General features: G+C 38.0%; 5 protein-coding genes and 4 tRNA genes. 3 read left to right on the top strand and 6 right to left on the bottom strand.

Annotated features, from left to right (window positions below; translation table 11 throughout):
* Positions 1–2: 2 nt before the first annotated feature.
* The 4 genes from QL995_RS10885 to QL995_RS10870 form a co-directional block, all read right to left on the bottom strand.
* Positions 3–78 (bottom strand) — tRNA-Thr (locus QL995_RS10885).
* 57 nt (positions 79–135) lie between these two features.
* Positions 136–211 (bottom strand) — tRNA-Phe (locus QL995_RS10880).
* A gap of 51 nt (positions 212–262) precedes the next feature.
* A tRNA-Thr gene (locus QL995_RS10875) sits at positions 263–338 on the bottom strand.
* Positions 339–409: 71 nt separating this feature from the next.
* A tRNA-Phe gene (locus QL995_RS10870) sits at positions 410–485 on the bottom strand.
* A 341-nt stretch (positions 486–826) separates the two neighbouring features.
* Here QL995_RS10870 and QL995_RS10865 point away from each other — a divergent pair.
* Positions 827–3,604, top strand: coding sequence for an ATP-binding protein (locus QL995_RS10865; RefSeq protein ID WP_290294153.1), 2,778 nt, complete (start codon positions 827–829; stop codon positions 3,602–3,604).
* A gap of 52 nt (positions 3,605–3,656) precedes the next feature.
* On the opposite strand, the gene QL995_RS10860 is transcribed toward QL995_RS10865, so the two are convergent.
* Together QL995_RS10860 and mutY are read right to left on the bottom strand one after the other, a co-directional pair.
* Positions 3,657–3,929 (bottom strand): oxidative damage protection protein, encoded by a 273-nt coding sequence (locus tag QL995_RS10860; protein ID WP_007582954.1) that lies wholly within the window; start codon positions 3,927–3,929, stop codon positions 3,657–3,659.
* A 35-nt stretch (positions 3,930–3,964) separates the two neighbouring features.
* Positions 3,965–5,026, bottom strand: a complete 1,062-nt coding sequence (gene mutY, locus QL995_RS10855) for an A/G-specific adenine glycosylase (RefSeq protein ID WP_024594521.1) — start codon at positions 5,024–5,026, stop codon at positions 3,965–3,967.
* Between the two features lie 161 nt (positions 5,027–5,187).
* On the opposite strand from mutY, the gene trmB reads away from it, so the two are divergent.
* Together trmB and QL995_RS10845 are read left to right on the top strand one after the other, a co-directional pair.
* On the top strand, positions 5,188–5,913 hold the full coding sequence (gene trmB / locus QL995_RS10850; RefSeq protein WP_007582957.1) for a tRNA (guanosine(46)-N7)-methyltransferase TrmB: 726 nt from the start codon (positions 5,188–5,190) through the stop codon (positions 5,911–5,913).
* A 66-nt stretch (positions 5,914–5,979) separates the two neighbouring features.
* Entirely contained in the window at positions 5,980–7,005 is a 1,026-nt protein-coding gene (locus QL995_RS10845) for a methyltransferase (RefSeq protein WP_197113619.1), read from the top strand.
* Positions 7,006–7,149 lie beyond the last annotated feature (144 nt).

Raw genomic sequence — 7,149 nt, 5'->3', positions numbered from 1 at the left:
AATGGTGCCGACTAACCGAGTCGAACGGTTGACCTACTGATTACAAGTCAGTTGCTCTACCAGCTGAGCTAAGTCGGCACACAAAACTGTGTGCTAAGGCACGTTCAATTTTAAAGATTGAGAACTTAAAGTAAATGGTGCCTCGACGCGGAATCGAACCACGGACACGAGGATTTTCAATCCTCTGCTCTACCGACTGAGCTATCGAGGCACATAAACTGTGCTAATTAATTGTGATACTTTACAATTAACTTTAAATAAATGGTGCCGACTAACCGAGTCGAACGGTTGACCTACTGATTACAAGTCAGTTGCTCTACCAGCTGAGCTAAGTCGGCACACAAAACTGTGTGCTAAGGCACGCGTAATAATGTTTAAACTGTTGATTAAACACCACTACTTTAATAAATGGTGCCTCGACCCGGAATCGAACCAGGGACACGAGGATTTTCAATCCTCTGCTCTACCAACTGAGCTATCGAGGCACTTAAACAGTGCTAATTAAAAATCTTAAAGGATTTTTAATGCAATTCCCACTCATCTCTAGCGACTGAGCTATCTGGGCGTGCGGCGTATTAAACGAGTTTTGCCCTTACAAGTCAACTTTTTTTTTCTTCTTTATAACTGTTTGAACGGTTTTCAGACAACTCAGTACATTTTTTATTAATAACGTTCATTTTTACCACAAATCGGGCTATAACTATAAATAAATATAACTAAATCAGACTAAAACCGTAGTGAATTATTTTTTGTAAATGTTACGATTAGCTTAGATACGTACGATAGGGACTTATCGTAGTAAAAACACATCAATTGGAAACAATCAATGCAGAGTAAATTCTCATCGCCAGTTAAAGGCTTACTGCCACTTTTTTTAATCATTAATATTGCTGTAACAGCGCTCGCTATTGTTGCCCACTCATTTTATACACAAACTGAAGTTAAGACAGCCCAACCAGCATCATCTATTAATATTGTAACGCTTGCCGATAGATTAGACTTACCTATGGTTGATGCATTAACTATGTATGGTCAAGGTAAAGTAAAACAGTTACTTGATTTAACCTCCTTATTAGACGGTGACTTTGAATATACTCTATATCGCTTCAATGCTACATCAGATACTCAGTTGGTATATAGCAGCAGTAAACCAGCCATCGCTTCTGTTAAAACTGAAAAGCACTTAAAAGAAGAAGGTATTCTGCATCACCTACTATTGTTAAACGATCAACCCATTGGCGAGCTTATTATTAAGCAAAACATACCAGCCACGCCTTTAAGCGCTCAAGACTCTCAAGTTATCGCTTACATCATCGCGATAGCGAGTGTTGCTGCATTATTTATACTTACTTTAATGTTTAATATGTACATTAATACGCGCTTACGTAAAAGTACTGACACTCTTACTCAAGAGTTACAGGCAATTACTGAAGATGCTAATTACAATAGTAATGTTGATGAGCAACTTGATATTGGTTTAGGTGTAGTAGCAAAAAACATCAACTTATTGCTACAAAAAGTACAAACTGCAATGAGCGAGAATGACTCTGCACAAAAAGAGCTTTATAAATTACAAAATGGCCTAGAAGCCGAAGTGCAAAATCGTACCTTAGCGCTTGAGCAAGCCACATTAAAAGCAGAGCGAGCAAGCGAAACTAAAACAACATTCTTAGCAACGATGAGTCACGAAATAAGAACACCGATGAATGGTGTTATAGGTACTATTGATTTACTGCGCCAGACCGAACTTGATGGCGCTCAGCATCGTTTAAGTACGATTATTCGTGAATCAGCATTTTCGTTATTGAGCATTTTGGATGATATTTTAGATTTTTCTAAAATTGAGGCTGGAAAGCTAAATATTGACCCGATCCCATTTTCGGTAACCGATACTATTGAAGAAGTTGCTCGTGTGCTCTCATCAGTTGCTAAAAAACGTGAGCTTGATTTAGAGCTAGCAATAGCACCAGATATTCCTATAAATCTTACCGGTGATAGCGTACGTGTACGTCAGGTTCTTTATAACCTATGTAGCAACGCAATTAAATTTACGAGCACTGATGAAAAAACCCAAGGGCATGTAAAAATATCAGTAGAGGTGGTACATAATACGACTGATCACTTTACCTTACGCTTTTGCGTAACTGATAACGGTAAAGGCATGTCGCAGGCACAACTACGCGAAATATTTAATCCGTTTATTCAAGCCGAAAATTCGATTACCCGAGAATATGGAGGGACAGGTTTAGGTCTTTCTATTTGTAAAAGCTTAACTGAGCTTATGCTAGGGACTATTCATGTAACTAGCCATACAGGAATTGGCAGTGAGTTTACTGTTGAACTGCCGTTTAGCACATCGGGTAGAATTAAGTACGCACACAAAGGTGCATTAAATGGTAAGCAAATTGTTGTAGTTAGTAATCACCTAGAACGTGAAAAAACAATGTACCGTTATTTATCGTTTATGGGCGCTAAAATAGTTTATGCACACACAGAAGAAGAAATTGAAGAGCATCAACATTCGCAAGATATTATTTGGGTGGCTGATGGCATAGACAATATGGATAAAACAAACGCGCTGCTAAGACGCTTATTTTATTCATTAGAGGATTATAACCAACAAGTTGTTGTACTAAGCAAGCTTGATGAAGCGGCTATAAATCATAATAATATTTTTTATATTAATGCCTCTCCTTTATGTAAGTCTAACTTTATGCTGTCTATTTTAGTCGCTGCAGGTTTGCATACACCTAAACAAATTAAAAAAACCAAAACACTTAATAATTATTTAAATGTTGAGCAAGCTCGTAAATCAAACAAATTGGTTTTACTTGTTGAAGATAACCTTCTAAACCAACAAGTGCTGACCGATCAATTACACATACTAGGTTTTGGCGTTGAGATAGCAAACAACGGTGAAGAAGGCTTAGATATGTGGAGAAAAGGTGATTACTCACTTATTTTAACCGACTTACACATGCCTAAAATGTCGGGTTACGATATGGTCGAAAAAATCCGTAACGAAGCAGAGCTATTAGAATCAATTGATGCACAGCCTTACATTATTGCTGTAACAGCAAACGCACTTAAAGGCGAAAAAGAGCGTTGCTTAGCCGTAGGTATAAACGACTTTATTACCAAACCTATAGAGCTAAACGCGTTAGAGGACACTTTAAAACGCTGGAGCGATAAGCAAAGCCAAAACCCAAATGTAGTTATCCATCAAACCATGGCGCTACCTATTGATATGGAAGCGGTTGCTAAATATGTAAATGGTGACGAAGCTAAACAGTTACGCTTTTTCAAAATGTATTTAGAACAAAGCCAAGGGCTAATTAAGGGGATTAATTCAGGCGTTATGGTTAACGATTTAGATGAGATTATTGAAGGGTGTCATCAATTAAAATCGATCTCTAAAACAATTGGTGCCCAAACGGTGGCTGAACTTTCAAGTGCATTTGAAGATAAATGTAAAAAAGGTGAACTCACTACCGATGAATTAATAGACTTAAGAGATAAGTTAGAAATTGAATACTCTAAGGCAGCTCAATTTTTAAAAGAAAAAATTAAAATCTCTGAGCAAGAAGATGAGTTAAGTGATTAAATAATCGCACACAAAAAAAGGGCTATTTAGCCCTTTTTTAATGTTTAAAATATTACTTTTCAGGCGGTCGATAACCTTCAATTTCTACATCTTTGTTTTCAAACAAAAAGCCAACCATTTGCTCTTCTAAAAATGTGCGGTGCTCTGGGTCCATCATATTTAAATGCTTTTCGTTAATAAGCATTGTTTGCTTATGCTGCCACTGACCCCACGCTTCTTTAGAGATGTTATTAAAAATCTTTTCACCAACTTCACCAGGGTATAACTGAAAGCCAAGCCCTTCGGCTTCTTTTTGTAACTTTTGACAAAATACTGTACGTGCCATGATTGATTCTCTCTAACGCTAAATATGGGGCTATTCTATACTATTGCTGTAATTTGTTTAACCAACTTTTTAGTTGGCGCTGCTAGGCCAACCTCTATTGATTGATCAAGCGGATACCACACTAATTGTTTGTCATTTACTACATCAGGAATGTTCTTAACATTGAGCACATGCGGATTAATCTTCAGCTCAAAATGTGAAAACACATGAATAAACGCTTCAAGCTCTACTAAGTTGGCTTCTAATCCTTGCTGAGCTAAAAATATTTGAAGCTCCTCGTACTCATTAAATTCAAAAAAGCCAAATAGTCCTCCCCAAATACCGCTGTTAGGGCGTTTTTCCATAAGCACTTTATCGCCGCACTGAATAATTAACTGATGACAACTCTTCTTCGGCACTGCTTTTTTAGGTTTAGAATGTGGAAACTCTTTTACTTTACCTGCATTAAAAGCACCACAACCTGAATTTAATGGGCAAGCCTCGCAATCAAACCGGCTGCGTGAGCAAACACTCGCACCTAAATCCATCATAGCTTGATTAAATTCGGTGACATTATTTTTAGGTGTTAATTGCTCTGATAAATGCCAAAGCTGATTTTCGACTTTTTTAACACCGTACCAACCTTCTATCATAAAGTAGCGCGCTAAGACTCGCTTAACATTTCCATCTAAAATTGGATGATGCTGTCCAAGCGACAATGATAAAACAGCCCCGGCTGTAGAGCGCCCTATTCCCGGTAAATCCATTACTTCATCAAGCGTTTGCGGAAATTCGCCTTGGTACTTGTCACGTACTATTTTAGCTGTTTTATGTAAGTTACGCGCACGAGCGTAATACCCTAAGCCAGTCCAGTGATGCAGTACTAAATCTTCATCAGCATCGGCTAAAGCAATAATATCTGGAAAGCTTTGCATAAATTTTTCAAAATATGGGATAACAGTAATAACTTGAGTTTGCTGGAGCATCACCTCAGACACCCACACTTTATAAGGTGTTTTACCCAACTGCCATGGAAGTGTTTTACGCCCATGAAGGTGATACCAATCAACGACTTGATTAGAAAACGAATTAGACTGTTCTTTATTTAAATCCAACATATTGTACTTTTACTGATGCTCAATGGCGGCTCAGTCTATTGTAGTTAATAAAAAGATCAAGCTATAGGGCGTGTAAAACCAGCTAATACTTGTGATTGCGGGCTCGGTCAGGGATAATATGCAACCATTTTTAAACACATTGTTTTTGTCAGGCCAATAATATGAGTGAATCAAGCAACACTAACCTTGAGCAAGCTAAGCAAGAAGGTAAATACATCCGCACCATTCGCAGTTTTGTAAAACGCGAAGGTCGATTAACCAAAGGCCAAGCCGCTGCAATCGAAAAATGCTGGCCAACAATGGGCCTAGAGCATAAAAACGGTATGCTTGATTTAAGCGAAGTTTTTGGCAACAACAACGATGTAGTAGTAGAAATTGGTTTTGGTATGGGTAAATCGCTTGTCGAAATGGCAACAAATGCCCCTCACCTAAACTTTATTGGTATTGAAGTACACCGCCCAGGCGTTGGTGCTTGTTTAATGGATGCCGATGAAGCAGGCATTACTAACTTACGTATTTTTGAACACGATGCAGTTGAAGTACTTGCAGACTGTATACCTAATGAAAGCTTAACAACACTACAGTTGTTTTTCCCTGATCCTTGGCATAAAAAGCGTCATCATAAACGCCGTATTGTACAAACTGAGTTTGTTGAAAAACTAAGAGCCCAACTGAAAATGGGTGGCGTTTTTCATATGGCAACAGATTGGGAAAACTATGCAGAGCATATGCTCGAAGTAATGAATGTAGCTCCTGGTTTTAAAAACCAATCAGAAACAAACGATTATGTTCCACGTCCAGATTTGCGCCCGCTTACTAAGTTTGAGCAGCGCGGACATCGCCTAGGTCATGGCGTGTGGGATTTAATGTTTGAACGTACTGAGTAATTTGTAACTTTAAGCACTCACTTTTATTTTTAATAAAACTAAACATACTGTAAGGCAAAGCCATTTATGAGCGTACTAACCAACCCAAGTTTACTGTTACTTCGTAATAGCGAGGCACTAACGGGCAAATCTATCTTGGTGGTCAACTTTGTTCAAGATGGCTTTTTAACAGAGCTTAAAAAACTTAACCCGCAAAGCAAGGTAACTGCATTTAGCTACAACCATGCTAACGGTGAGTTTGCTAAAAACACCAAAGACGTTGAGATTTGTGTAAATCACACAATACCTGGTAACGGCTACGATTTAGTTATTCTTTACTATCCTAAATCAAAACCTGAGTTATTAATGGCGCTTGATAATATTCGTTCTGCTATTACTGACGATGCCGAACTATTGGTGGTAGGTGAAAACAAAAGTGGTGTTAAATCAATTGAAAAGCAATTAGCTGGTAAAGCTGAGTTTAGTAACAAAATTGATTCAGCTAAGCACTGCGTTCTTTACTCATTTGCTGAGATTACCCAGCATCCTGACTTTGATATTACGACCTACCATAAAAAGTTTATTGTTAATGTTGCCGACACCGAGTTTACAGCTATTAGTGTCCCAGGGGTGTTTAATCACGGTAGTTTAGATATGGGAACGAAAGTTCTACTCGAAAACGCACCGACAATTAAGCAAGGTAGGGTTCTCGACTTTGGCTGTGGCGCAGGTTTAATAGCAACCTTTTTAGGGCTGCATAATCCAGCACTTGAGTTTGTGTGTAGTGATGTAAGTGCACTGGCAACTTACGCAACACAGCAAACTCTAAAGCTTAACAGCATCAAAGGCGAAGCGATATTAAGTGACGGCCTTAAAAGCATTACCGGTAAGTTTGATTTAATTATTAGCAATCCACCTTTTCATACAGGTATTGCAACCGACTACACAGTAGCAGAAACATTTTTAGCAAATGCAAAACAGCATTTAACTAAAGTAGGAAAGCTGAATATTGTTGCTAACAGCTTTTTAAAATACCCGCCTATTTTAGAAACGCAATTTGAAAGCTACCAAACGGTATTTAAAAATAACAAGTTTGCCGTATATAGCAGCTAGTATTATTTTTAAAAATGCTTGAGTGCAAACGCGCTCAAGCTAACCTTCGCATAAATATAAGAATTAATTTAGCTTTTTTCCTTCATTTTCTCCCGTCTTTGCTAAACTAAAACTCTAAATAATCAAAATTAATTCAGGCGATAA

Origin of the sequence: Pseudoalteromonas sp. APC 3358 (assembly GCF_030408075.1) — a bacterium.
Lineage (GTDB): Bacteria > Pseudomonadota > Gammaproteobacteria > Enterobacterales > Alteromonadaceae > Pseudoalteromonas > Pseudoalteromonas arctica.
The sequence above is the reverse complement of the archived record's forward strand: the minus strand, read 5'-3'. Positions and strand labels throughout refer to the sequence as shown.

What these genes read in the sequence shown, in the direction of transcription:
- trmB (WP_007582957.1), top strand. Translation starts at nt 5,188, where the DNA reads ATGAGTGAATCAAGCAACACTAACCTTGAGCAAGCTAAGCAAGAAGGT.
- QL995_RS10865 (WP_290294153.1), top strand. Translation starts at nt 827, where the DNA reads ATGCAGAGTAAATTCTCATCGCCAGTTAAAGGCTTACTGCCACTTTTT.
- QL995_RS10845 (WP_197113619.1), top strand. Translation starts at nt 5,980, where the DNA reads ATGAGCGTACTAACCAACCCAAGTTTACTGTTACTTCGTAATAGCGAG.
- mutY (WP_024594521.1), bottom strand. Translation starts at nt 5,026, where the DNA reads ATGTTGGATTTAAATAAAGAACAGTCTAATTCGTTTTCTAATCAAGTC.
- QL995_RS10860 (WP_007582954.1), bottom strand. Translation starts at nt 3,929, where the DNA reads ATGGCACGTACAGTATTTTGTCAAAAGTTACAAAAAGAAGCCGAAGGG.